This is a genomic window from Pseudomonas sp. SST3 (genome assembly GCF_003325755.1).
In genome coordinates this window covers 1-23,916 of the sequence record NZ_QORI02000034.1, presented here as the reverse complement: position 1 = coordinate 23,916, position 23,916 = coordinate 1, and the positions used below count along the sequence as shown (strand labels likewise).

Sequence of the window (23,916 nt, the reverse complement as noted above, 5' to 3'; positions counted from 1 at the left end):
ATCGATCCGCACCCCGGTTTGACTGGCCTTGTACAGAGCTCGAATCATCTTCGCATCGGTCAGCGAATTGACCTTGAGAATGATATGCGCCGGCTTGCCTTCGCTGGCGTGAAGAGTCTCCTGAGCGATCATGTCGAGCAGCGCTTTCTTCAGAGTGAACGGCGCATGCAGAAGCTTCTTCATGCGCATGGTCTTGCCCATCCCGATCAACTGACTGAACAGTTTGGAGACGTCCTCACAGAGCGCATCGTCTGACGTCAACAGGCTGTAATCGGTATACAGGCGAGCGTTGCCAGCGTGGTAATTGCCGGTCCCCAGATGAGCGTAGCGCCGCAGCTCACCATTTTCACGGCGTAGAATCAGCATCATCTTGGCGTGGGTCTTGTAGCCAACCACGCCGTAGATCACCACTGCACCGGCCTGCTGCAGCCGGCTGGCCAACTGCAGGTTGGATTCTTCATCGAAGCGCGCGCGCAGCTCAATGACTGCCGTAACTTCCTTGCCGTTACGCGCCGCTTCCACCAGCGCATCGACGATTTCCGAATTGGCACCGGAGCGATACAGCGTCTGTTTGACGGCCAGCACGCAGGGATCCTTGGCAGCCTCTCGCAGAAGGTCGACCACGGGCGTGAACGATTCGTAGGGATGCAGCAGCAGAATGTCCTGCTTGCCGACAACGGTGAAAATGTTCTCGCTGTTCTGCAGCAATTTTGGGATTGCCGGAGTGAATGGCGTGTACTGCAATTCCGGATGGCTATCGAGCCCAGTGATACCGAACAGTCGGGTCAGGTTGACCGGCCCGTTGACCCGATAGAGTTCGCTCTCGCTCAGACTGAATTGCTTGAGCAGAAAATCGGCCAGGTGCGTCGGACAGGTATCGACCACCTCCAGCCGCACCGCATCGCCATAACGCCGGGAGATCAGCTCGCCGCGAAGCGCCCGGGCCAGATCTTCGACATCTTCGGTATCCACCGACAGGTCGGCGTTGCGCGTCAAGCGGAACTGGTAACAGCCCTTAACCTTCATGCCATGAAACAGGTCGTCCGCGTGCGCGTGAATCATCGACGACAGGAACACGTAGTTGGCACCAGCGCCGCCAACCTCTTCGGGAATGCGGATCACCCGAGGCAGCAGTCGTGGCGCCGGAATGATCGCCAACCCCGAATCGCGACCAAAGGCGTCGATGCCTTCCAACTCGACAATGAAGTTGAGGCTCTTGTTCACCAGCAAGGGGAAGGGATGGGTCGGGTCCAGACCGATCGGGGTGATGATCGGCGCGATCTCGTCGCGAAAATAACGACGCACCCAGGCTTTGATCTTGGTCGTCCAGTGACGGCGACGAATGAACCGCACCTGATGCTTGGCCAGCTCGGGCAGCAGGACTTCATTGAGGATCGAATATTGCCGGCTGACCTGCTCGTGGACCAGCTCGGAAATCCGCGCCAATGCCTGATGGGGCTGCAGGCCATCGGCACCTGCCTGTTCGCGAGCGAAGGTGACCTGTTTTTTCAGACCGGCAACGCGGATTTCGAAGAATTCATCCAGGTTGCTGGAGAAGATCAACAGAAACTTCAACCGCTCCAACATCGGATAAGACTCGTCCAGCGCCTGCTCCAGCACGCGGATGTTGAACTGCAGCTGCGACAACTCGCGGTGGATATACAGGCTGTTGTCGTCCAGGTTCGGCACAGGTTGCGGCGGCGCTGGCGCGTCCTCTGGCTTCTCCACCTCAGGCGCTGGCGGAGCCAACTCCTCGAGAGGTTGTGCTTCGCTGGTTACACGCTGCAATTCGCTTTCGCTGAGTCCCTGGTTGGTCATCGATCTGCCTCGGCGGGGCTCACTGGCCCTGTTTTAATTGTTGAGCGGCCTGTTTGGCGAAGTAGGTCAGAATGCCATCCGCACCCGCGCGCTTGAAGGCGGTCAGCGATTCAAGGATTACTGCCTCGCTCAACCAGCCATTCTGGATGGCGGCCATGTGCATCGCATATTCACCGCTGACCTGATAGACGAAGGTCGGCGCGCGAAAGGCATCTTTTACCCGCCAGAGAATATCGAGATAGGGCATTCCAGGCTTGACCATGACCATGTCTGCGCCTTCGGCGAGATCGGCACCCACTTCGTGCAGCGCCTCGTTGCTGTTGGCCGGGTCCATCTGATAGGTGTTCTTGCTGCCCTTGCCCAGGTTTCCGGCCGAACCCACCGCATCACGGAAGGGGCCGTAGTAGGCGCTGGCGTACTTGGCGGAATAAGCCATGATGCGCACGTTGTGGTGGTCGGCCACTTCAAGCGCCTCGCGGATCGCCTGGATACGCCCATCCATCATGTCTGAAGGCGCCACGACCTGAGCACCAGCCTCGGCATGGGACAGGGCCTGGCGAACCAGCGCATCGACGGTTACGTCGTTTTGCACATAGCCCTGTTCGTCCAGAATGCCGTCCTGGCCATGAGTGGTGAAGGGATCGAGCGCCACGTCGGTAATGATGCCCAGCTCCGGGAAGCGCTCACGCAATGCACGCGTGGCACGCTGGGCGATGCCGTCCGGATTCCAGGCTTCAGCGGCGTCCAGCGACTTCTTTTCCAGCGGCGTCACCGGGAACAGCGCCAGCGCCGGAATGCCCAGCGCTACAAGCTCTTCTGCTTCCTGCAGCAACAGATCGATGGACAACCGCTCCACGCCCGGCATGGATGGCACTTGCTCGCGGCGGTTCTCGCCATCGAGGACGAACACAGGCAGGATCAGGTCGTCCACGCTCAGTACATGCTCGCGAACCAGCCGGCGGGAAAAATCGTCCCGGCGATTCCGACGCAGACGCGTAGCGGGAAACAGTCGATTGGCGGGAACGAAACTCACAGCGAACTCCTGGCCCGCAAGACGGGCGAATATGACGTTTATAAGCCGACTTTATGACTGCCTGATGACAAAGCCATCCGCGTCGACCACCGAAGTGGCTTCATTGTCGCCAGCCACGGCAGGCACTGCCAGTGCTTTGATCAAGCAATCTCCCGGGTTAGACCTGATGCATAGCCGATTGCGGGACTGAACACCCGTCACTATGGGCCATCTAACGACCATATACGGGCTTACTTAGAAGAGCGCCAAGGATTAGCATCGATCACTTCGCCCAGCTCGCTTGCCGGGCCGTTGAACCTGACCAGGAGTAACCCTAATGAACAGAAAAGTCGCCGTAATTCTTTCCGGCTGTGGCGTTTACGACGGCTCGGAAATCTACGAAAGCGTGATCACCCTGCTGCGACTGGATCAGCGTGGCGCCACGGTTCAGTGCTTCGCACCGAATATCGAGCAGATGCATGTAATCAACCACCTGACCGGCAAGGAAATGCCGGAGAGTCGCAACGTGCTGACCGAGTCCGCACGCCTGGCGCGAGGCGAGATCAAGGATCTGCGCGAAGCGAATGCCACGGAGTTCGATGCGCTGATCATGCCCGGCGGGTTCGGTGCAGCGAAGAATCTCTCCGATTTTGCCAGCCAGGGCGCTGGCTGCACGATCCTTCCAGACGTGCTGTCCGTTGCGCAGGCGTTCGCCAAGGCAGGCAAGCCGATCGGGATGATGTGCATTGCCCCGACCATGGCGGCGCGGATATTCGGACCCGGCGTGATCTGCACGCTGGGCCACGATGATGATCCTGCCGCGGCCGCGTCGAGGGAAATGGGCGTTGAGCATCAGCCATGCGAGGTCACGGACATTGTCGAAGATCCGCGACACAAACTGGTCACGACCCCCGCCTATATGCTCGCGCAATCAATCAGCGAAGCAGCATCGGGTATCTACAAGCTGGTCGATCGAGTACTGGAACTCACCAACAAATAACCGCTCGCCGAGCATGCCCCCGCATCCCGAGCCCAGGCTCGGGATTTTTCGTTCAGCCTGGGGGCTATACGGCCAATCGTACCGGCGCTCCGGCCGCGCCACTGGTCAATCGCCGCTCGCTCCGGCAGCTTTGGGCGATCTGCCAGGAAGCCGCACCCATGCCCCAGCACAAGATAGACACCATCGAAGAACAACAACAAGCCGTGCGCCAGCTCTTCACCCGCATTCCTTTCAACGAATACCTGGGTATCGAGCTGGATGAAGTGTCCCGCGAGCGGGTCGTGATGCATTTGCCGATGAAGCCCGAACTGGTCGGCAATTTCTTCCACGGCATTCTGCACGGGGGCGTGATTGCGTCGCTGCTCGATGTTGTTGGCGGTGCCATGGCGCTCATTGGCGCCTTCGAAAAGCACCAGCATCTGACCACTGAAGAGCGCGCCTTGCGCCTCTCACGTCTCGGCACCATCGATCTGCGCATCGACTACCTGCGTCCCGGGCGTGGCAAGCGCTTTAGCGCCAGCGGGACGCTGTTGCGCTCCGGCAACAAGGTAGCAGTGGTTCGCTCCGAGCTGCATAACGAGGACGGTGTGCTAGTAGCGGTAGGGACAGGTACTTATCTTTGCGGCTGATCCGTACAAGCCGGAAGCGAAGAAAGCGCCGAATGGTATCGGCTAGCGAGCCCTGGCTCGCGTCAGTTGGGTCAGCAAGCGATCCAGCGCATTGGCAAACGCCTGGCGATCACGCTCGCCATAAGCAGCCTGACCACCTCCGACCTGCCCCTGCTCACGCAGATCTGTGAATAGATTCCGTACTGCCAGACGATCGCCCATGTTGCGCTCATCGAATTCTCGCCCTCGTGGATCGAGCGCAGCCACGCCCTTCTTGACCAGACGGTCGGCCAGCGGCACATCGCTACAGATCACCAGTTCGCCCGGCTGGGCATGCTCGACCAGGTAATCGTCCGCAGCATCCGGGCCACTCGGCACCACGATCAGGCGAACACAGGCGAAGGCCGGCTTGATCTGACTCTGCCCCGCCACCAGCAGCACTTCGAACTTGCGCTTGAGAGCGAACTTGATCAGTTGCTCTTTCGCCGCCTTCGGGCAGGCATCGGCGTCGACCCACACCCGCAAAGGCTCAGCCGTTGTCATATAGCCGCCCGCCGCACCGTCGCCAACAAGGCCGCCGCACCAGCGAACATGGCGGCGAAGCTGCGGTTGACCAAGCGTTGCTGGCGCGGCGTGCGTAACAACCGCAACACCTTCGCCGCCAGACCGGTATAGCCCGCCATGACGACCAGATCCACGGCCACCATCGTGGCCCCCATGTGCAGGTACTGCACCACCAGGTCTCCCTGCGGATCGAGGAACTGCGGCAACACTGCAAGTATGAACACGATGGCTTTCGGGTTGCTGGCGTTGATCAGAAAGCCGCGGAGCACCAGTACCAGCGGCCGACCGATCGGCCGAGGGGCGGCACTGTCGTCGAGCATTTCCGGCAGCGCTCGCCACTGCTTCAAGGCGAGCCAGAGCAGATAGGCGACACCAAACCACTTGATCAGGCTGAAGGCCAGTGAAGAGGTCGCCAACACGGCGCCTACTCCGGCCGCCACGACTGCGATCTGCAGCGCCAGCGCGATCTGCAGCCCTATGGCGTTCCAGTAGCCGCGCCAGAAGCCGTACTGCAAGCCACAGGACATCGAGGCGATCGCCCCCGCGCCCGGCGACAGGCTGATGACCCAACAGGCGACAAAGAAGGCAAGCCAGGTTTCGAACGTCATGGTTGATCCTCATACCATTGGCTGCGCCGAGCAGACGCAGCCGGCTATGGTCCTCAGTCCGGCATATCCTTGCCGAGCTTTACAGGCTCTTTCAGCTTGCGATTCATCGCCTTGCGCATGCGGATGTTGAGCGCTTCAACCGCTAGCGAGAAAGCCATGGCGAAGTACACATAGCCCTTGGGCACATGAGCACCAAAGGCTTCGGCAACCAGCAGCGTGCCCACCACGATCAGGAACGACAACGCGAGGATCTTCAGCGTCGGATGCTTCTCGATGAAGTCGCTGATGGTGCCGGCCGCCAACATCATCACCCCAACGGCTATGACGATCGCTGCAACCATCACCTGCACATTGTCCACCAGGCCCACTGCGGTAATTACCGAGTCCAGCGAGAAGACGATATCGATCACCGCAATCTGCAGGATGATGCCGACGAAGCCCGCCTTGACCGCGCCGCCAGTGGTGCCGTCCTGCCCCTCTTCGCCTTCGACGCTGTGCCAGATTTCCATGGTGCTCTTGAACAAGAGGAACAAACCACCGAAGAACAGAATCAGGTCGCGCCCGGATACGCCCTGCTCGAATACCGTAAACAGGTCATTGGTCAGGCGCATTACCCAGGCAATCGACAACAGCAACAGAATCCGCGTACCCATCGCCAGGGCCAGCCCGAAGAAGCGCGCCTTGGGTTGCTGCTCCTTGGGTAAACGTCCGACCAGAATGGATATGAAGATGATGTTGTCGATACCAAGGACGATTTCCAAGGCGGTCAGCGTCAGAAACGCTACCCAGATTTCCGGGCTGCTAAGCCATTCCATGAATGCTACTCGTGTGTGCTGTGATTGGAAGGTTGGATGTCAGTCCCGCGCCAGCGGCGCACGACCTTCTGAAAGAACAAGCTATTTGGCACCTGAACGATCGCACCAGTTCCGCTTTCGGAGATTTCCTCCAGCGTGGTGTAGAGCAGGTTGATATCGATCACTCGACCCTTGACGATGGGCTTGTCGAAGCTCTCCACCAGCTCCACCAAATCGCCCAGCCGAAAAGGTCCCACCGTCATGATGAGCACGGCGCAAAGCAGGTTGGACAGCACGCTCCAGATCGCAAAAAAGGCGACGGCGGCGACCGCAACAAACCCGGAGAAGGCGGTCCAGAGAACGGTTGCCGAAACCCCGAAGCGCTCGAGCACCATGATCAGCGCACCGCCCAGAATGAACCAGCGAATACCGCCCCGCAGCGGCAGCAGCAGTTCAGGCGGTAACGGATAACGCCTGCCCAGCCGTTCCAGCCCGCGCGCCACCAGCCGTTGCAACAGGTAGGCGACAAACAGGATCAGGATGACCTGCAGCCCGAGCAATAGCGGGTCGCGCCACTGCTGGACCAGTAGCAGCAGTGACTCGTTCATGCGCTGCCCTCAAGCTGCCCTTGCAGGTTTTCCAGGGCTTCCAGAGCTTCCAGCCAGGCCGCCTCCAGCTCGCCCTCGCGCACTTTCAGTTCCGCTTGCTCGGCCAGCAGCCCACGCAACTCATCCTTGCGCGCCACCTCATAGAGTGCGGTATCACCGAGTCGCTGCTCCAGCACGGCCAGCTTGTCATGAACACCGACCAGATCCTGTTCGAACTTGTCCGCCTGGCGCTTGAGCGGCGCCAACTGCTGCCGCAAAGCAGCAGCCGCTTGACGCAAGGCGCGTTTGTCGGTCTTGTCGCCGGATGGCTCGGTTGCGCTCACCGGCTGCTGGCGGGCGCGGAAATCTGCCAGCCATCGCGCGTAATCTTCGAGGTCTCCGTCGAAGGTGACGACCCGCCCTTCCGCCACCAACAGAAACTCGTCGGTCGTGCTCTTAAGTAGATGGCGATCGTGTGACACCACCAACACCGCACCCTCGAAATCCTGTAGCGCCAGCGTCAGAGCCAGGCGCATCTCCAGATCCAAGTGGTTGGTCGGTTCGTCGAGCAGCAGCAGGTTGGGCTTGCCCCAGGCGACCAGTGCCAATGCCAGCCGCGCCTTTTCACCGCCGGAGAAATTGAGGACAGGCTCGTCGCAGCGATTGCCGCGAAAATCGAAACCACCCAGAAAATCGCGCAGGACCTGCTCACGCTCGCCCGGTGCAATGCGCTGCAAGTGCAACAGCGGGCTGGCCTTGGCGTCCAGGGCGTCGAGCTGATGCTGGGCGAAATAGCCGATCACCAGATTCTCGCCACGCTGCAGACGGCCACCCAATGGCTGCAGTTCGTTCGCCAGCGTCTTGATCAGCGTCGACTTGCCCGCACCGTTGGGACCGAGCAGACCGATCCGTGCGCCGGGCACCAGCTGCAGCTTGACCTTGTCCAGCACCTGCTTGTCGCCGTAGCCAAGACGCCCTTCAGCCAGATCAAGCAGCGGATTGGAGACTTTGTCGGCTTCTCGGAAAACGAAGTCGAACGGCGAATCAATATGCGCCGGCGCCAGCTCCTCGAGCTTTTCCAATGCCTTGATCCGGCTCTGCGCCTGGCGCGCTTTGCTCGCCTTGGCTTTGAAGCGCCGAATGAAATCTTCCATGTGCTCGCGCTGCGCCTGTTGCTTCTCGAACGCTTGCTGCTGCTGCGCCAGGCGCTCGGCGCGTGCCCGTTCGAAGGCCGAATAACCGCCGCGATAGAGCGTGAGCTTGCGCTGTTCGACGTGCACCACGTTACCAACCACCTCGTCGAGGAAATCGCGGTCGTGAGAGATAAGCATCAGCGTGCCCGGATAGCTCTTGAGCCAGGCTTCCAGCCAGAGAATGGCATCCAGATCGAGGTGGTTGGTGGGTTCGTCGAGCAGCAACAGGTCGGACGGACACATGAGCGCCTGGGCCAGGTTCAGGCGCATTCGCCAGCCGCCAGAAAAGCTGCTGACCGGAAGATCCATCTGTTCGTTGGCAAAGCCCAGGCCTGCGAGCAGTTTGCGCGCTCGGGCATCGGCGGTGTAACCGTCGGCGTTGTCCAGTTCGGTATGCAGACGCGCCAGAGCGGTACCGTCATGAGCAGCCTCGGCAACGGCGAGTGCGCCTTGAACACGACGCAGCTCGGTGTCGCCATCGAGGACATAGTCGACGGCCAGGCGCTCGAGCGTATCGACCTCCTGACGCATGTGGGCGATGCGCCAGTCCGGTGGCAACTGGCAATCGCCGCCATCGGGTGTGAATCCGCCGCGCAGCAACGCAAACAGGCTGGACTTGCCGGCACCATTGGCGCCAACCAGTCCGACCTTCTGGCCGGGGTGCAGGGTCAGCTCGGCGCCTTCCAGCAGACGCTGGGGGCCGCGCTGTAGAGTCAGATTCTGAAGTCGGATCATAATGGCGGCGGAGTTTATCAGGTCGCCCGGAAATCCATCCGGCTGCTTATAAAAAATAACCGACCCTATGAAGCGTGACGATCTCTGGAGCTTTGCTCTTGCCTGCTACGCCCAGCCCGGCGTGGAAGTCGCCTGCCTCGAACTGCAAGCGGCCGGCGCGGACGTTTGTCTGCTGCTGGCTGGCGCCTGGCTGGAATGCCGCCGCATCGCCTGTGATGGCGCACGACTCGAGCAGCTAAAGGCCGTCAGTGACGACTGGCGAACCCAAGTGGTCGCCCCGCTGCGGGGCCTTCGCCAAAGCTGGCGTGAGCAAGCGAATCGGGACAGCGATCTGGCGAGCCTACGAGGTCGGATCAAGCAGCTGGAGCTCGAGGCCGAGCAGATCCAGCTGCTTCGTTTGCAGTCAGTAGCGGAGCATTGGCCGGCAAGCCGTGGGTCGGCAGATTGGCTGGATCAGCTCTGCGCCGACCTCAGCGACGAGCCGCAGATATCCCTGAACACACTGCGATACGCGGCTGCGTCTCAGCTTGCGTCCGGAGACTGAGCTACGGCTTCGCGTTTGTCTGCCGCCGGCTTGCGGGCTACCGGCTTCTTCGCCGGCGCGGGCTTGGCAACCGAAGCGTCTGTGGCTGGAGCCGGCTTGCCAGCATTACTGGCGGGACGGCGGCGAGAAGTACTTGGCACCTTGGCAGCCGGCGCCTTCGCTTCGGTCGGCTTCGCCGCAGCGCTGTTCTTCGCAGCGGCGGCTTTGGCGCGACTGGCGGTCGAACGCGAAGTGCTGGTGGAAGCCCTGCCTGTTGCCGGCTTGCTAGCTGCAGGCGTGGCCGCCGCAGGTGCCGATCTACCGGAAGAAGTCTTGCTTCGAGCCGCGACACGCGGGCCAGCAGGCTTGCCGCGTGACGCCAGGGCCTGACCCGCAGCGTTTTCGACCTGCGTGATGCCTTGGGCGAGCTTCAGGCTCTGCTCCGCATCACGCTTCAACTCAGAGAGGTAATTCAGCGTTTCACTCTGCCGCGCCTGCAGCACAGCGAGCATTTCGTCCAGCTCGGCCAGCTTGGCGCGGGCCTTGGTTTGAGCCTTCGATTTCCCGGCGCCACCGGCTTCTTCAAGCTTGGCGCGCGCCTTGACGACCTTTTCCTGCGTCTTGCCGCGCTGTTTTTCCAAGTTTGGCCAGCAGAACCTCTGCGTCCTTTTGCGCCTCGCTGCAAGCCTTTTGCAAATGCACCACCAAGCTGTGCGACAACTGCTGCAGCAGATGCAGCGGGGTGGTGACCGAGTCCTTCTTTGCGGGCATGAAGACGCCTCCTGACGGGATGGGTCAGTCGGATTGACGTTCCCAGAAATCCACTAACAGACCGCCATGCCACAGCATGGCGGCTCCACTCATCCTGATCGCGGATCAGGCCGTCGCAGCTGCCTGCTTATGCGCGGTGTGCAGCACTTCGATGAGGCAATCCTCGAGTTCGAAGCGCTCATGCAATAGCTGCCCCAGTCGCTTCAACTCGTCCGGCAGGCCCGGGCTGTTCAGGCAGTCGCCGTTATCGCAACGATCATTGAAGGCCACCGCCACTTCGGTGATGGCTTCGATGCGCGGGTATATCTGGCGGGCCAGGTCGAGGCCGCGCCTGTCACCGAACGCTTCGGCTTCATTGAGCAGCTGCTCGTAGATTTCGAAATGCCCAGCCGACACATAGTCGAGCAGGATTTCGCAGAATTTCTGCAAGGCGGGGCGACTTGCCGTGGCCGCGTCGCTGACATGCAGTCCATCGAATGCGTTGATCAAGGCATGGCGTTCTTGCAGCCAGCGGTCGATCAGCAGGTGTACACCTCCCCAGCGTTCCTGGGCGTTCCGACAGCTCTCGAGCATGATGACCTCACTTCCCTAATCGATGATGCCTGTTGCGCCTTCCGAGACGGTTTTTTGTCTTGGGATATCGGCCTTGGGTGAGTGGCAGCGATATTGGCAGGAAACCGACGCTGCCAGAGCAGACTAAGCTGCGGCGACCGAAGCATCAAGCAGCAGGAATGAATTTCATCCAGCCAGCGGCAGGAGCAGATCGCTTCGCTCTGGTCCATTGACCGCCAAGCGCAGCGATCATTCGCCCGACCCGACAAAATGTCTCAATCGCGCCGCAGCAGTTGCCAGAAACAGAACAGAGCCATCGCAATGAATGCCAACAAGGTCCATTCCGGGATGCTCATGCCCAGCAGCGTCCAGCTGACTTCGGCGCACTCGGCCGTACCGTGGAGTACCAACCGGGCAATTTCCTGAAACGGCAGCGCATCCATCATGTAGTCGAGGCTAGGCAGGCAGCTCGGCAACTGATCGGCCGGCATGTTCTGCAGCCAGATCTGGCGTATCGCCGTGGCACCGCCTGCAACAGCGAACAGCAGCGCCAATACCGAATAAGCGCGGCGGCCGGTCTTGCGTGGCCCGTGAAGCGCAGCGATCAGGCAGACCAGACCGAAGGCGATCACGCAGATCCGCTGAACGATGCACAGGGGACATGGCGCCAACCCCACCACATGCTCGAGATACAGCGCAGCGATCATCATCAGCGCACAGCCGATGAAAGCCAGAAGAAACAGCGAACGTGGGCTGGCCAGGTTCATGGTGACTCCGCAGACAGGAAAAGTTCGCTACGGTAGTGCTGCACGCGGCGGGCTGCAAGCCATACGGAAAATCGACGCGGGGCGCCAGACGGCTGTCCGCCCCGCGCCCCGCAGGTCGCTAGCCGTTGCTGATCACCTGCAACCGATTGGCGCCGGGTTGATCGAGGAGCCCGAGCCCCTCCTGGAACAGCCGGTTACTGCGCTCCTTGTCGCCAAGCTGCGCGAGCAGACGGGCCAATTCGGCGCAGGTCTCGGCACGATGATCCAGGCGCAGGCTCGCTTCCAGATAATCACGCGCCTTGCCCCAGAACTCGTTACGCAGACTCAGGCGACCCAGCGCGAGCAGCAGTTCGGCATTTTCCGGGTGCCCCTTCAACCAACCCTCCGCATGGGCCAACTGGCGCGCCGGCTCTCGCCCGCGGACGCGACCATAGCGTTCGACCAGACGATCGTCGAACTGGCGCTTGAGCGCTGCATGGAGCACCTCTTCCGCTTTCTCTTCCGCGCCCGACCGGCTCAAGCCGTCGGCATAGGCCCGCACCAGCAGCGGCTCGTTACGCAGCTTGCTCGGCACGGCTTGCCAGCGCTGATTCAGCGCCTGCTGCGCATCCTCCGGTGTTTCAGTCTGCGCTTGACCGGCCTGTTCCAAGGCAGCAGTCCAGGCCAGCAGTTCCAGCTCGTCCAAGCGTGCCGGTGTCAGCACACGATGCTTGCGCAGCTCCGGTAGCAGCCGGCACAGCGCGGGCCAGTCCTGCAGCTGTACGTAGAGCTGCTGCAGCAGAGTCAGCACATAGGGGTGACGCGGGTGTTCGTTGTGCAGCAGCGTCAGGGATTCCCGCGCCTCGCTGTACTGGCCCCGTGCGATCTGCAGCTGGGCCTGCGTCAGACCGACGGCCAGCCCGGCCTCGGGTTCACGCTCGCGAGCCTGGCGCAGCAACTCGTCACTCTGTTCATGCTCGCCGAGCTCGCTCGCGGCACGGGCGGCACCGAGGTAATGCACCAGCGGCAAGCGATCATGTTCGGCCGCGACACGCAAATGGCCAAGCGCGTGGCTCCACTGCCCTTCGGCCAGCTCCCGCAGGCCCGAACGCGAAGCCTTGGCGACACGCCGCGCGCGGTGGCGCCTCGACCAGGGATTGACTAGCGTGCCGGACGCATGAAGCAACCCGAGCAGCCAGTGAAGCACCGTGGCCAACAGCCAGAGACAGGCGATCAGGCCGAGAAAAATCCAAAAGCTCGATTCGTAGCGAAAGCGGTCGTAACTGATCAGGACGTAGCCGGAATCTTGATAGATGGCCCAGCCGAGGAAGCCGACGACCGCGAGCAGGATGACTACAAAAATCGCCAATCGCTTCATGTGCGCAGATCCCCTTCAGCCGTCTGCTCGGCTTCAGCCGGTTGCGCGGCCTCGCCAGCTGATTCGTCGCGTTCGTCGCGACTGGCAGGCTCACTATTTTCGGCGGATTCGCGCTTTTGCACATAGGCCTGGAGAGTCTGCAAGGCAGGCGCCAGGTCCGGCAGAGTGACCGAGACCTGCCGCTTGGCAAGCTGCTCGATGCGATCTCGTAGGCCGCGACTCTGGCCGTTCTCCTCGCTGAAATGGTCTTCGATCAAGCGAGCAGCCTGATCCAGCGACTGCCGATAGACTTCCTCGTTGCCATTGAGCACAGCCCACTGCGCCTGCTCGATAGCCAGCGACAGAGCCAGCCGCACCTGTGCCAGGCTCTGGCCAGCGAGTAGCGGTTTGACATCAGTACCCGCATTGAAATCGATTCGGACGTAGCGCGTCAGCTCGTCCAGCCATTGCCGCCAGCGGCTATCACCCTGCGCCGCGGACTGGCTCGGCCCGTTTTCGAACTCCGGCGCCAGACCGCTGAGCTGATTGGCCTGTCCTCGCAAAGCGCCCAGTTGCAGAAACAGCCCGGTGCGGTCTAGCTCCGGCAAGCTGCGCAACGCCTCGAGCCCCTCAAGCAGTTTCTGCCGTGCGCCGTAGGCACCGGGATCGTCCTGCTTGCGCAGGATCAGGTCGGCCTCGGCGATCAGCGACTCGGCGCTGTTCACGTCCTGCATGGCCGACAAGCGCAACATCGCCATACGCAACAGGTGCTCGGCCTCAGCCAACCGCCATTGCTCACGACTGGCGCCGAGCACCTGCTCGACCCGTCCCGAGAGGCGCTGCTGATCGCTTTGCAGCTCCGAAAGCAGGCGGCGGCGGTCTTCCAGCTGTTCCGCCGACGGCAGCTGCTCCAGTCGGGCGAGACGGCTAGTAAGTTGCTGACTGCGCTGGTCCAGCTGACGTGCCTGCTCGCGCGTCGCCTGAGCAGCATCGACTTGCTGACGCTCTTGCTCGGCCAGCTGCTGGGTCTGCCAGACGCTGTAACCGCCGGCCGCGAGACCCGCCAGGCCGACCAGCAGAGCGAGGCCAGCCAGCGCCTTGCCGCCACCACGCGAATCGGAGGCGGCTGCAGGCGACGTTCCGGGCGGTGGAGTCTTCGGCGGCTCTTTCGATTCCTTCGAGGGCTCTTTCTTGACGGGTTTTTGTGGCGTGACGGGATCGTTGCCCGTAGGTTGCTGTGCTGCCTTATCCGAATCTACTTCGCTCACGTTTCCATCCTTTGCATCAGGAGGCGGGTGCGGGATTACCCCGTAGCGCCGCCAGCAAAGCCGCGGTTCCGGCACCGCGGCAGTCCACTATTGTTTTGGCGCCCAAGGTCGCGGCCATCTCGGCCACACGAGGGCTGGGTACGAACAAGGGTAGTTCACGCAACGCGGGCCAGTCGGATCCCGCCAGCTCGTGCAACGACTGCAAACCCTGCCCACTGCTGACCACCATGGCATTCAGCCGTTCCGAACGAAGGGTTTTAGCCAGGGCCCCTTGGGGATAGTCGGGTAAGCAGCGCCGATACAACTCGAGGCTGTCCACTTGAGCGCCACGGCGACGAAGCGTCTCGGTAATATGCTCGCGCCCGCCTTCGCCGCGTAAAATGAGCACCTTTGGCTCAGCCACATCGAGCGCCTCAGCCAGGCGCGGTAAAATCAGCAGCGCTTCGCTGTCGTCACCGCTGGCAGGCCAGCTGACATCCAGGCCGTAGTCTTTCAGGATGGTGCCGGTGGCGGCACCGACGCTGAACCAGACCTGACCGACCGGCGGATGCGGCCAATACCGATTGAGCAGTTCCAGGCTCAGCTTGGCGGCGGGCTTGCTCACCACCACCACAGCACAGTAGTGGTCCAGTTTCAGCATCGTGGCGCGCTGTTCGATCACGTTTTCCAGCGGCTCGATGGCGAGCAGTGGCAGGCTGGCGCTATGAATACCGGCCTCGGACAGCGTCGCAGCCAGGGCGAGGCATTCTTCCGCGGGGCGCGTCAGCAGCAGACGCCAGCTGCTCACGCCTTGCCGGCCTCACCGTAAACGTCCTGCAGAATCTTTGCCGCGCCCTGCGCCAGCAGGGCTTCAGCAACCCGCACGCCCAAGGCCTCTGCCTCGGCAACCGGCGCCCGATCTTCTGCGCGCAGCAGCAAGGCACCGTCCGGCTGACCGACCAGGCCACGCAGCCACAGCTGATCGCTTTCAAGTACCGCATAGCAGGCAATCGGTACCTGGCAGCCACCATTCAGATGGCGGTTCAACGCGCGCTCGGCACTGACACGCAGCGCCGTTTGCGGATCGTTCATGCACTGCAAGAGCTGGTGCAGTTCGGTATCGCCGGTGCGACACTCGATACCGACCGCGCCCTGACCACCTGCCGGCAAACTGTCCTCGACACTGATGCTGGAGCGGATGCGCTCACCAAACCCAAGGCGAATCAGGCCGGCGGCGGCGAGGATGATGGCGTCGTATTCACCGGCGTCGAGTTTGGCCAGACGGGTATTGACGTTACCACGCAGGAACTGGATCTTCAGATCCGGGCGTCGTGCCAGCAGCTGCGCCTGGCGCCGCAAGCTGGACGTGCCGACCACCGCGCCGGACGGTAGCGCGTCGAGATTCTCGAAATGATTGGAGACGAAGGCATCCCGCGGATCCTCACGCTCGCAGATGCAATACAAACCAAGCCCCTCGGGGAATTCCATCGGCACGTCCTTCATGGAATGCACGGCGATATCCGCCTGGTTCTCCATCAGTGCCGTTTCCAATTCCTTGACGAACAACCCCTTGCCACCGATCTTCGCCAACGGCGCATCGAGCAGCTTGTCCCCGCGGCTGACCATGGGTACCAGGCTGACGGTCACCTCGGGATGGGCGGCTTCAAGGCGCGCCTTAACGTATTCGGCCTGCCAAAGGGCCAGGGCACTCTTGCGTGTGGCGATGCGAATTTCGCGAGACATGGGCAATTCCTGCAATTGAACTGCCGCCGATGATAACAGGCCGCGCCCCGCCACCGGGTTGGCCCGAATCAAGGAAAGGCGGCAGCGCACGCCCAGCACCCCGTACGAAACGGGGCTGTTCCGGCTACGCGACTCAGAGGTTCTGCATCAATTTGCGGACGCCAGCGACATGTCGCCGACTGACCGTCAGCGGTTCGCCCTCGAGGCCCTTGAGGAAAAGCTGGAAATGACCAAGCGGGGTACGCTGCAGCCGCTCGATGCGGTCGCGAAAAACCAGCGCATTGCGGTGGATTCGCACGAAACGATCGCCAAACTCGTCCTCCAGCGCCTTCAGCGGCTCGTCCAGCAATACTTCGCCGCCCTCATGACGCAAGGTGACGTACTTGTGATCGGCAATGAAGTAGATCACCTGGGGCAGCGGAATCAGCTCAATGCCCTTGCGGGTCCGGGCGCTGATGTGGCTGCGCGGCCCGGTACCGGAAACGGCAGCAGGCCGGGTAAGGGCAGCGAGTTGAACCCGGTTCGGGCGCTCGGCCTTTTTCAGCGCCTCGGCGAGATGTTCCGGACGTACCGGCTTGACCAGATAGCCAACCGCGCTGACCTGAAACGCATCCAGCGCGAATTCATCATGAGCCGTGCAGAAAATCACGGCGGGGGGCGCATCACGTTCGCAGAGCTTGGCTGCGACCTGAAGGCCATCGAGGCCTGGCATACGGATATCCAGCAACACGACATCGGGACGCAGTTCCTCAATCAGGGACAGCGCTTCCTCGCCATTGGAGGCGGAAGGTTCCAGGACACGATAGCCGTCAAGGTCACCTACCAGTCGGGCAAGGCGCTCGCGGGCTAGAGGTTCGTCATCGACAATCAGCACATTCATATGGATCTGGCTTCCTGCTTTTGTGTCGCACACGGATAGCGTAGACAGATGGAGTAACGGGCGTTACGCCGCTTCACGCTGAGACTCGCTGCGGGGCCGAAAAGTGCCGTTAGTCGTGCGTCTATATTGTGCAGAGCCTGCTGGGTACCCCGAGACGGCAGCGTCTTAGCGGTGTCATCGAATGGATTGCTGACCTCCAAATGAAACACACCATCGGCATAATGCGCCGCCACGCAAACCACCCCGCCCTCGATTCGCGGCTGTATTCCATGAATGAGCGCGTTCTCCAACAACGGCTGCAGTGTTAGCTGGGGAATCGGCAAATCATCCGGCACGCCATCGACCTGCCACTCGACCTGCAGCCGCTCGCCCAGGCGGTAGTGCTCGATCGACAGGTAGCGACGCGACAACTCCAGCTCCTCGCACCAGGGCACCAGCGTACCGGGACGCGCCAGGCTGGCGCGGAAGAGGTCGGACAGATCGAGCACCGCCTGCTCGGCCTTGCCCGGATCGGTCACGACCAGACTGGCAATGCTGTTCAGGCTGTTGAACAGAAAATGCGGACGGATACGCGCCTGCAACGACTCGATGCGTGCCTTGAGCTCGGCCTGCTCCTGCCGCCGCCATTGGCTCTGCAGATAAAAATAGCGCAGCAGCAAACCGGACATGATCAGGCTGATCAGCGCGTGTCGCAGATACAGATTCACCTCGCCGACGCGCGTCAGCGGGCCACCCAACTGGTAGATATCGGCCACCGCGGTACACGCCAGCGTCAACCCGACCACCAGCGCGCAGCAGACGAGTCCCGCCATCCAGGGCGACAATCGCGCCAGTAGCGGCCGCAGCTGGCAGGTCAGGCCGGCCGACAACAGCATCACCCACTGCACGAACAGCGACGTCAGCGCCAGGCGCATCCAGTTGAAGCCCGGCTGCATCGGCTCGGCCAGCACCAGGACAAGCACCAGCAATTCGGCAAGCAGAACCAGCCCGAGCAGCGCTTCCGGCTCGCACAGTTCCGGCACGAAAAAATCATCCGCCGGAGCAGCGGCACGTGGCCGGTTAAGCCTTTTTATTTGCATGGATCGAGTTTCCGCACGGCCAGGGCCCAACGCAATGAACAGACCGAAAAACGCGGAATGCGCGCGAGCTGCATGCGTAGTCTATGCGAGCTGCCGCGAATCGGTTGTGATTGACCTTCGCAACTTGAGTACGACACCGGATGATCAACCGGACGGCAAAAATAAATTAAACAGATGGCCGTACGTGCCGATACCAGAATAGTGGCATAACAATATCAATAAACCCCATCAACCACTGACTGCCGTTGCGGCAGGAGGTATGAGCCGTGCTGCTGTTTTCCTCTTTGCGTAGCCGCTTGCTGCGTCCGGTTTTCCTCACGCTGCTTGCCGCCGTCGTAGTCCAGGTGGTGGTCGCCCTTGCATTGACGCGCGGCACAATCGGGGCACTGGAGCAGGAGATGCAAGAAAGCCTGAGCGCTGACGCCGCGCGTCTGCTGGGCGAGCTTCAGTCCGCCGATGTGGAAGTACGCAACGGCTTATCCAGCCTGTCCGAGCGCATGCAGGACGACCTCGCGCAGGGCCTGACACAGCGGCTCACCGCTGAGCAGACGCAACTGCAGGAGGTGCTTGAACGCCACCTCAAGCAATCAGGCGATGACTTGGCCGTTCTGCTGGCCGGCGTCGCGCCCGCGGCGATCTGGGACAACGATATTCCTGCCCTGACCGAGTTCGTCAGGATGGCCCACCAGAACCCGGCTGTGGTCTTTGTCGTCTACTTCGATGCCGATGGCAATCAGCTCACTCGCCATTTGAATCGCAAGGATCCGAGGGTCAAGGCATTGCTGGACAAGGGCGATGGTCGTACCGCATTCGACAAGGTCCTGTCTGCGGCCGAAAACGATCCGGCGTTCTACCTCGCGAAAACCGCCATCAACCCCAAGGGGGCAGAAATCGGGCGGGTTATTCTCGGCCTTTCTACATCAGCGGTTAGCACCGAGCTCAGCGCGTTCAACAGCCGCTTCCAGACGCTGATCACCGGTACCGCGAGCTTGGTCGAAACAGGCCTCGCCGCCACCGCGAGCGACAGCGCGAAAATCCTGGGAGCGCGTCTGGCCGCAGCTGCCGGCGTGGCCGAAACCATCGATGCGAACAGCCAGAAGGCCGTAAAGCGCTCATCAACCACTCTGCTATGGCAAATCAGCCTTGGCCTGGCGGTGACCGGTGCCTTGCTGCTGATTGCCGTCACCCTGGTGCTGGGCCGCCAGGTACTGCGCCGCCTGGGCCTGCTGGTGACAGCGCTGCGAGGCCTGTCGGCAGGCCACGGCGATCTCGCCCAGCGCGTGGAAATTCATAGCGCTGATGAAGTCGGCGACATGGCCGATGCGGTCAACCTGTTCCTGGCCAAGCTTCAACCCATCGTCCAGGAGGCGCGCGCCATCGCCATGCAGACCGGCGCCGAAATCGACGCGCTGGGCACCCGTAGCGCCTCGGCAGCGGCCTCCGCCGAACGCCAGCGCGACGAGGTCGCCGGCAGCTTGGAAGCGCTCGCCGAGATGACACGTCACGCCCAGGATGACAGCCGGGCGATGCAGGCCGCCTTGGAGCAGGTCGCATCAATCCGCAAGGCGGCAATCGACAACGAGGCGATATCCAATCAGGTCGAAAAAACGATCGAAGCGCTCGGCGAAGGCGTACGGAGCAGCGCTGGTGTGATCGAGAAACTGGCCAAGCAGAGTGAGCAGATCGAGGTGGTGCTAACGGTTATCCAAGGCATCGCCGAACAGACCAATCTGCTCGCGCTGAACGCTGCCATCGAGGCGGCACGCGCCGGCGAAAGCGGTCGCGGCTTCGCCGTGGTAGCAGATGAGGTACGTGCGCTTGCCAGCAAGACCCAGCAATCGACTGGCGATATCCGCGCGCATATCGAGAGTCTGCAGCGAGGCGCCCACGATGCCGTTTCGGCGATCAGCAGCACCGGCCAGCAGGCCGACAGCGGCTTGGCTTCACTCACCAACAGCCGCGAGCTGCAACGAGCCTTGCAGCTCGCCGTGACGCAGGTGCACGACGCCGTACAGGACGCGACACGCGGGGCCGAGCGGCAGGCTGGCACCGCGACCAGGGTACGCGAACGCGTACAGGTGATTTTGACCGAGGCCGAGCGATCCGCAGAAGCGGTCACCGCCACCGCCGCGAGCGGCCGGGAGCTGGGCAAGCTGGCCCAACGACTCGACGCCAGCCTCGGCCAGTTCAGGGCCTGATCCGGACAGGGGGCTCTGCGCAGCAATCTCATCTGAAACCCGTCGGCGTTGCCTCCCCCAAGGACGGCTCGTCGGCGTGATGGGCAGTCGGCCGGCCGGGCGAGGGGTCACTGAACCCTGTTATTATTCCGCCTTCTTTCGCCCATCCGATTCAGCGAGCGCATTCATGAGCACCGACAAGACCAACCAGTCCTGGGGCGGCCGCTTCAGCGAGCCCGTCGACGCCTTCGTCGCCCGATTCACCGCCTCCGTCGAGTTCGACAAGCGCCTCTACCGTCACGACATCATGGGCTCGATCGCCCACGCTACGATGCTGGCCAAGGCCGGCGTGCTGAGCGATGCCGAACGCGATGAGATCATCGCCAACCTGAAAGAAATCCAGGCCGAAATCGAGGCCGGCACCTTCGACTGGCGCGTCGACCTGGAAGACGTGCACATGAACATCGAGGCGCGTCTGACCGACCGCATCGGCGTCACCGGCAAGAAGCTGCACACCGGCCGCAGCCGCAACGACCAAGTCGCCACCGACATTCGCCTGTGGCTGCGCGACGAAATCGACACCATCCTCGGCGAAATCACTCGTCTGCAGCAGGGCCTGCTGGGTCTGGCCGAAGCCGAAGCGGACACCATCATGCCCGGCTTCACCCACCTGCAAACCGCCCAGCCCGTGACGCTCGGTCACCACCTGCTGGCCTGGTTCGAAATGCTCTCGCGAGATTACGAACGCCTGGTCGACTGCCGCAAGCGCACCAATCGCATGCCGCTGGGCTCGGCCGCACTGGCCGGTACCACTTACCCGATTCAGCGCGAGATAACCTGCGAATTGCTGGGCTTCGAGGCGATCTCCAGCAACTCGCTGGATGGCGTCTCCGATCGCGACTTCGCCATCGAATTCTGCGCCGCCGCTTCCGTTGCGATGATGCACCTGTCGCGCTTCTCCGAAGAGCTGGTGCTCTGGACCAGCGCGCAGTTCCAGTTCATCGACCTGCCTGACCGCTTCTGCACCGGCTCCTCGATCATGCCGCAGAAGAAGAACCCGGACGTACCCGAGCTGGTACGCGGCAAGACCGGCCGCGTGTTCGGCGCGCTGACCGGCCTGTTGACACTGATGAAGGGCCAGCCGCTGGCCTACAACAAGGACAATCAGGAAGACAAGGAACCGCTGTTCGACGCCGCCGACACGCTGCGCGACTCGCTGCGCGCCTTCGCCGACATGGTTCCGGCCATCAAGCCCAAGCGCGAAATCATGCGAGAAGCGGCGCTACGTGGCTTCTCCACCGCCACGGATCTGGCCGACTACCTGGTACGCAAGGGTCTGCCATTCCGTGATTGCCACGAGATCGTCGGCCATGCGGTGAAGCACGGCGTGCAGACGGGCAAAGACCTGGCCGAAATGAGCCTGGACGAGCTGCGGCAGTTCAGCGACCAGATCACCGACGACGTCTTCGCGGTGCTAACGCTCGAAGGATCGGTAAACGCTCGCGACCATATCGGTGGCACCGCACCGGCACAGGTACGCGCTGCCGTTCAGCGTGGTCGCCAATTGCTATCTGTCCGCTAGTGGCTAGTTGCGGTGGACGTGCTGCTACAAGGCTTCCTCTGGCTGGTTAAGTGCGTGCTTGAGGTCATCCTGGAAGTCGTGTTCTACCGCCTCTTTTACGCGACCGGCTGGCTCGTATTACGCCTGCTGTCATTTGGCAGGTTTCCGCGAGCGCCGCTTAGCGTGTCCGACCCTAGTGGCCCTGGCTGCCGCACAGCCTTGGCCTTGGGCTTTCTGTTACTCGTAGCGGTACCACTGAGTGTGGTGGTACTGCTCTACGGATGACCACCTACTTTTTCGTCGAGAGCGCCATGCCCCTGAACATCCGCCCCGCCACCCGCGAAGACGCTGCGCTGATCCTGCGTTTCATTACCGAGCTGGCGATCTACGAGCGCGCCGAGCATGAAGTAAAGACCGACGTTGCCGGCATCGAAACCAGCCTGTTCTGCCAAGACGCCAGCGCCAGTGCGCTGATCTGCGAGCGCGATGGTCAGCCGATCGGCTATGCGGTCTACTTCTTTAATTATTCGACCTGGCTCGGCCGTAACGGGCTGTACCTGGAGGACCTGTACGTCACCCCCGAGGCTCGCGGCACCGGTGCAGGCAAGGCGCTGCTGAAGCATCTTGCACGCCTTGCATTGGCACATGACTGTGGTCGCTTCGAATGGTCCGTGCTGGACTGGAACGAACCGGCTATCCAGTTCTATGAATCACTCGGCGCGCGTCCGCAGGAGGAATGGACAACCTACCGCCTGACAGGCGCTGCGCTGCTAGCGTTGGCGGAACAACCTTAAGGATCGCGCCGACGGTTGGCCTTGCGGGGAACTCAACACTGCAGCAGGCGCCCAAACGGTTGACGCCCTAACGTTGCTGCCTCCATGACAGACCTAAAAACCCTATTGCTCAATCAGGACACTCAAGGTGCTGAAGTTTTCGATTCGCCCAAGGATCGGTTGACCTTCTACCGCTCCGAAATCCATTTCGAGTCCGGCGTGTTGAGCGAACGCACCAGTTCCTACCTATCGTCTCAGTCATTTCTGATGATCGCCTTCGCGTCGTCCATGGCCAATACCAACCCGGAGTGGGGCAGCCTGTTTCGCCTGGTGGTACCGGCGATCCTGGCCGGTCTCGGCTTGCTGACGTCCTTTCACGCCATGCCAGGCATCAGGTCCAGTTTCGATGTGATCGAGCGCTGGCATCAGAAGCAGGCCGAATTACTGCAGATCGAAGGGCACGCAGCCTTGCTGCCGAACCACGAATCCGCCCTTTTCGGCGAAGGCAATAGTCCGGCTGGCGGCCATCGCTACAAGCGCACCCTGCTCTTCTCGTTGCGTACTCCACTGATTTTCGCCAGTGTTTGGGCGCTGTTTGGCGCCTTTTGCGTCGTGTTGTATTTCTTCGGCTGATCAGAGCCAGTCACGGAACTTGAACCAGGCGTAGGGAATGATCGCCGATATGACCATCATCCCCAGGGCCATCGGGTAGCCGAACGGCCAACCGAGCTCGGGCATGTACTCGAAGTTCATCCCGTAGACCGTCCCGACCAGAGTCGGTGGCAGGAACAACACGGCGGCGATAGAGAACACCTTGATGATGCTGTTCTGCTCGATGCTGATCAGGCCCAGGGTCGCATCGAGCAGAAATGCAATGTCACCGAGCAGGCGCGCCTGGTGTTCGCCCAACGAGCGTACGTCCCGCTCGAGCGCCTTCAACAGCCCCTTGGCAACACCCTGCCCGCGCTCGCCAGCGCGTAGGCGATAAAAGGCAATCAGCCGACTCGAGCTGAACAGGCTTTCACCCAGCTGTGACAGCAACGAGCGATGCTGCCCTAGCTGCTGAATGATCTGCTGCAGGTCCCTGCGCTGCTCCTTTCGCTCGTCGAAGATGCGCCGTGACAACGTCTGCAACTCGATCTGAACGCTTTCCAGCACATCGGCAATGCGATCGACCACGGCGTCCGCCAGTGCCAGAAAGATCTGATGGTTGGTCGCATAACTCGAGGGCTGTCGCGAAAGCGTGGCTTCGAACTGGCGAAACGCACTGAGCTCACTATAACGGACCGTGACCAGGCTGCGCTTGGTCAGGACGAAGGTCACTTCGGCATTTTCCGGACGCCGTTCAGCGATCCCCATCACGACCGTCGTGGTCATGAAGATGGCACCGTCCTCATCATAAAAACGCGATGAGTCCTCGATTTCCGCCAGTTCTTCGCGGGTCGGAATATCCAGCCCCAACGCCGATTCGATGAAGCGCTCTTCCTGCTGGTCTGGCGATAGCAGGTCGACCCACAGGACGTTGTCGGGCAAGGTCTGCAGGTTTTCGGTAACGCGCCGCACCAGCGCGCCATTTTCTAGGCAGTAC

General features: G+C 61.7%; 23 protein-coding genes and 1 pseudogene. 7 read left to right on the top strand and 17 right to left on the bottom strand.

The features are described from left to right. Window positions 1-1,818 (bottom strand): polyphosphate kinase 1 (gene ppk1, locus DQ405_RS21695; protein ID WP_168426080.1); only part of this gene is annotated, 1,818 nt, incomplete at its 3' end. 19 nt (window positions 1,819-1,837) lie between these two features. After that, a complete protein-coding gene (gene hemB / locus DQ405_RS21690) occupies window positions 1,838-2,851 on the bottom strand; it encodes a porphobilinogen synthase (RefSeq protein ID WP_168426079.1) in 1,014 nt (337 codons plus the stop codon). 316 nt (window positions 2,852-3,167) lie between these two features. Between hemB and elbB the strand changes: the two genes are divergently transcribed. Together elbB and DQ405_RS21680 are read left to right on the top strand one after the other, a co-directional pair. Beyond that, the gene (elbB, locus tag DQ405_RS21685) at window positions 3,168-3,830 is read left to right on the top strand and encodes an isoprenoid biosynthesis glyoxalase ElbB (protein ID WP_168426078.1); all 663 of its coding nucleotides are present in this window, start codon (window positions 3,168-3,170) and stop codon (window positions 3,828-3,830) included. Window positions 3,831-3,988: 158 nt separating this feature from the next. Further along, window positions 3,989-4,459: a thioesterase family protein gene (locus DQ405_RS21680; protein ID WP_168426077.1), complete on the top strand. Its 471-nt coding sequence runs from the start codon at window positions 3,989-3,991 to the stop codon at window positions 4,457-4,459. Between the two features lie 42 nt (window positions 4,460-4,501). On the opposite strand, the gene DQ405_RS21675 is transcribed toward DQ405_RS21680, so the two are convergent. Genes DQ405_RS21675 through DQ405_RS21655 form a run of 5 tightly spaced genes read right to left on the bottom strand, consistent with a single transcriptional unit; the run spans window position 4,502 to window position 8,919 of the window. After that, window positions 4,502-4,963 carry a YaiI/YqxD family protein gene (locus DQ405_RS21675; RefSeq protein ID WP_168426083.1) on the bottom strand — a complete coding sequence of 154 codons (462 nt, stop codon included), beginning with the start codon at window positions 4,961-4,963 and terminating at the stop codon, window positions 4,502-4,504. Window positions 4,964-4,977: 14 nt separating this feature from the next. Continuing rightward, window positions 4,978-5,610, bottom strand: a complete 633-nt coding sequence (locus DQ405_RS21670; RefSeq protein ID WP_168426076.1) for a LysE family transporter — start codon at window positions 5,608-5,610, stop codon at window positions 4,978-4,980. Between the two features lie 53 nt (window positions 5,611-5,663). After that, a complete protein-coding gene (locus DQ405_RS21665) occupies window positions 5,664-6,425 on the bottom strand; it encodes a TerC family protein (protein ID WP_168426075.1) in 762 nt (253 codons plus the stop codon). A 5-nt stretch (window positions 6,426-6,430) separates the two neighbouring features. Beyond that, entirely contained in the window at window positions 6,431-7,012 is a 582-nt protein-coding gene (locus DQ405_RS21660; RefSeq protein WP_168426074.1) for a mechanosensitive ion channel family protein, read from the bottom strand. Then, window positions 7,009-8,919 carry an ATP-binding cassette domain-containing protein gene (locus DQ405_RS21655; RefSeq protein ID WP_168426073.1) on the bottom strand — a complete coding sequence of 637 codons (1,911 nt, stop codon included), beginning with the start codon at window positions 8,917-8,919 and terminating at the stop codon, window positions 7,009-7,011. Before DQ405_RS21655 ends, DQ405_RS21660 begins: the two co-directional genes overlap by 4 nt. A gap of 67 nt (window positions 8,920-8,986) precedes the next feature. Here DQ405_RS21655 and DQ405_RS21650 point away from each other — a divergent pair, with 67 nt between their 5' ends. After that, window positions 8,987-9,463 carry a TIGR02444 family protein gene (locus DQ405_RS21650; protein WP_168426072.1) on the top strand — a complete coding sequence of 159 codons (477 nt, stop codon included), beginning with the start codon at window positions 8,987-8,989 and terminating at the stop codon, window positions 9,461-9,463. On the opposite strand, the pseudogene DQ405_RS21645 reads toward DQ405_RS21650, so the two are convergent. The 9 genes and pseudogenes from DQ405_RS21645 to DQ405_RS21605 form a co-directional block, all read right to left on the bottom strand. Further along, a pseudogene (locus DQ405_RS21645) lies at window positions 9,442-10,213 on the bottom strand (AlgP family protein). The gene DQ405_RS21650 and the pseudogene DQ405_RS21645 sit on opposite strands and share 22 nt — an antisense overlap. Window positions 10,214-10,318: 105 nt before the next feature. After that, on the bottom strand, window positions 10,319-10,786 hold the full coding sequence (gene rsd, locus DQ405_RS21640) for a sigma D regulator (protein ID WP_168426071.1): 468 nt from the start codon (window positions 10,784-10,786) through the stop codon (window positions 10,319-10,321). A 254-nt stretch (window positions 10,787-11,040) separates the two neighbouring features. Beyond that, entirely contained in the window at window positions 11,041-11,532 is a 492-nt protein-coding gene (locus DQ405_RS21635) for a disulfide bond formation protein B (protein WP_168426070.1), read from the bottom strand. A gap of 118 nt (window positions 11,533-11,650) precedes the next feature. Then, the gene (locus DQ405_RS21630; protein WP_168426069.1) at window positions 11,651-12,889 is read right to left on the bottom strand and encodes a heme biosynthesis HemY N-terminal domain-containing protein; all 1,239 of its coding nucleotides are present in this window, start codon (window positions 12,887-12,889) and stop codon (window positions 11,651-11,653) included. Beyond that, window positions 12,886-14,136, bottom strand: coding sequence for a uroporphyrinogen-III C-methyltransferase (locus DQ405_RS21625; protein WP_168426068.1), 1,251 nt, complete (start codon window positions 14,134-14,136; stop codon window positions 12,886-12,888). Before DQ405_RS21625 ends, DQ405_RS21630 begins: the two co-directional genes overlap by 4 nt. Window positions 14,137-14,152: 16 nt before the next feature. After that, complete coding sequence (locus DQ405_RS21620; RefSeq protein WP_168426067.1) at window positions 14,153-14,923, bottom strand: uroporphyrinogen-III synthase; 771 nt, start codon at window positions 14,921-14,923, stop codon at window positions 14,153-14,155. Then, on the bottom strand, window positions 14,920-15,858 hold the full coding sequence (gene hemC, locus DQ405_RS21615) for a hydroxymethylbilane synthase (RefSeq protein ID WP_168426066.1): 939 nt from the start codon (window positions 15,856-15,858) through the stop codon (window positions 14,920-14,922). The genes DQ405_RS21620 and hemC overlap by 4 nt, the downstream gene beginning before the upstream one ends. 133 nt (window positions 15,859-15,991) lie before the next feature. Beyond that, entirely contained in the window at window positions 15,992-16,738 is a 747-nt protein-coding gene (locus DQ405_RS21610) for a LytR/AlgR family response regulator transcription factor (protein WP_168426065.1), read from the bottom strand. After that, window positions 16,735-17,817 (bottom strand): sensor histidine kinase, encoded by a 1,083-nt coding sequence (locus DQ405_RS21605; protein WP_168426064.1) that lies wholly within the window; start codon window positions 17,815-17,817, stop codon window positions 16,735-16,737. Before DQ405_RS21605 ends, DQ405_RS21610 begins: the two co-directional genes overlap by 4 nt. Before the next feature lie 266 nt (window positions 17,818-18,083). On the opposite strand from DQ405_RS21605, the gene DQ405_RS21600 reads away from it, so the two are divergent. The 4 genes from DQ405_RS21600 (at window position 18,084) to DQ405_RS21585 (ending at window position 22,961) form a co-directional block, all read left to right on the top strand. Continuing rightward, window positions 18,084-20,015, top strand: coding sequence for a methyl-accepting chemotaxis protein (locus DQ405_RS21600; protein ID WP_168426063.1), 1,932 nt, complete (start codon window positions 18,084-18,086; stop codon window positions 20,013-20,015). A gap of 166 nt (window positions 20,016-20,181) precedes the next feature. Further along, a complete protein-coding gene (gene argH / locus DQ405_RS21595) occupies window positions 20,182-21,576 on the top strand; it encodes an argininosuccinate lyase (RefSeq protein ID WP_168426062.1) in 1,395 nt (464 codons plus the stop codon). 290 nt (window positions 21,577-21,866) lie between these two features. After that, entirely contained in the window at window positions 21,867-22,349 is a 483-nt protein-coding gene (locus tag DQ405_RS21590) for a GNAT family N-acetyltransferase (RefSeq protein ID WP_168426082.1), read from the top strand. Window positions 22,350-22,433: 84 nt separating this feature from the next. Continuing rightward, window positions 22,434-22,961: a hypothetical protein gene (locus tag DQ405_RS21585; protein WP_168426061.1), complete on the top strand. Its 528-nt coding sequence runs from the start codon at window positions 22,434-22,436 to the stop codon at window positions 22,959-22,961. On the opposite strand, the gene DQ405_RS21580 is transcribed toward DQ405_RS21585, so the two are convergent. Further along, window positions 22,962-23,916, bottom strand: a 955-nt coding sequence (locus tag DQ405_RS21580) for a magnesium transporter CorA family protein (protein WP_446730905.1), incomplete at its 5' end; no start/stop codon positions are given.

Bases quoted from the DNA above. Each gene is read 5' to 3' on its own strand.
- elbB (WP_168426078.1), top strand. From the start codon at position 3,168: ATGAACAGAAAAGTCGCCGTAATTCTTTCCGGCTGTGGCGTTTACGAC.
- argH (WP_168426062.1), top strand. From the start codon at position 20,182: ATGAGCACCGACAAGACCAACCAGTCCTGGGGCGGCCGCTTCAGCGAG.
- DQ405_RS21680 (WP_168426077.1), top strand. From the start codon at position 3,989: ATGCCCCAGCACAAGATAGACACCATCGAAGAACAACAACAAGCCGTG.
- DQ405_RS21635 (WP_168426070.1), bottom strand. From the start codon at position 11,532: ATGAACCTGGCCAGCCCACGTTCGCTGTTTCTTCTGGCTTTCATCGGC.
- DQ405_RS21590 (WP_168426082.1), top strand. From the start codon at position 21,867: ATGCCCCTGAACATCCGCCCCGCCACCCGCGAAGACGCTGCGCTGATC.
- DQ405_RS21665 (WP_168426075.1), bottom strand. From the start codon at position 6,425: ATGGAATGGCTTAGCAGCCCGGAAATCTGGGTAGCGTTTCTGACGCTG.
- DQ405_RS21655 (WP_168426073.1), bottom strand. From the start codon at position 8,919: ATGATCCGACTTCAGAATCTGACTCTACAGCGCGGCCCCCAGCGTCTG.
- hemC (WP_168426066.1), bottom strand. From the start codon at position 15,858: ATGTCTCGCGAAATTCGCATCGCCACACGCAAGAGTGCCCTGGCCCTT.
- DQ405_RS21610 (WP_168426065.1), bottom strand. From the start codon at position 16,738: ATGAATGTGCTGATTGTCGATGACGAACCTCTAGCCCGCGAGCGCCTT.
- DQ405_RS21670 (WP_168426076.1), bottom strand. From the start codon at position 5,610: ATGACGTTCGAAACCTGGCTTGCCTTCTTTGTCGCCTGTTGGGTCATC.
- DQ405_RS21650 (WP_168426072.1), top strand. From the start codon at position 8,987: ATGAAGCGTGACGATCTCTGGAGCTTTGCTCTTGCCTGCTACGCCCAG.
- DQ405_RS21630 (WP_168426069.1), bottom strand. From the start codon at position 12,889: ATGAAGCGATTGGCGATTTTTGTAGTCATCCTGCTCGCGGTCGTCGGC.
- rsd (WP_168426071.1), bottom strand. From the start codon at position 10,786: ATGCTCGAGAGCTGTCGGAACGCCCAGGAACGCTGGGGAGGTGTACAC.
- DQ405_RS21605 (WP_168426064.1), bottom strand. From the start codon at position 17,817: ATGCAAATAAAAAGGCTTAACCGGCCACGTGCCGCTGCTCCGGCGGAT.
- DQ405_RS21585 (WP_168426061.1), top strand. From the start codon at position 22,434: ATGACAGACCTAAAAACCCTATTGCTCAATCAGGACACTCAAGGTGCT.
- DQ405_RS21660 (WP_168426074.1), bottom strand. From the start codon at position 7,012: ATGAACGAGTCACTGCTGCTACTGGTCCAGCAGTGGCGCGACCCGCTA.